Annotated in this window: 1 protein-coding gene; it reads right to left on the minus strand. The window is 75.6% G+C overall.

Translation table 11 applies throughout. The features are described from left to right. Positions 1-18: 18 nt before the first annotated feature. Positions 19-499, minus strand: a 481-nt coding sequence (locus tag GTP90_RS36055; protein WP_161087964.1) for a sensor histidine kinase, incomplete at its 5' end; no start/stop codon positions are given.

Here is a 499-nt window from a genome sequence, read left to right on the forward strand (position 1 = left end):
GCGCCTGGCGCCGGCCGCTCACGGCGCGTCCCCGCCGCAGGGCAGGCACAGCGACACCCGCGTGCCGCGCCGCGGCGCGCTGTCAAGCGTGACCTGGCCGCGCATCAGCCCCACCACCATGCTGTGCACGCTGGCCAGCCCGAGCCCGGCCCCGGTCAGGCCCAGCTGGGTGGTGTAGAACGGCTCGAACACCAGCGGCACATGCTCGGGCGCGATGCCGACGCCGTCGTCGCGCCAGTCGATGTGGACCGCACCGTCGCCGGCGCGCGCCTCGACCACGATGGCGCCGCCGGCGCGCCCGGCAAACGCATGCAGCAGGCAGTTGTCCATCAGGTGCTGGAACACCTGCTGGCAGGCGCCCGGATAGCCGTGCAGCCACAGCGGCTCCGCCAGCGCCAAGGTCAAGGTGACGCCGCGCGCGCGCAGCGCCTGCTCCCAGGCGCCGGCGCAGTGGCGCAGCCGCTCGGCCAGGTCGAAGCGGCTGGCCGGCTCGTGGGTC

This window comes from Duganella vulcania (assembly GCF_009857655.1).
GTDB lineage: Bacteria > Pseudomonadota > Gammaproteobacteria > Burkholderiales > Burkholderiaceae_D > Rugamonas > Rugamonas vulcania.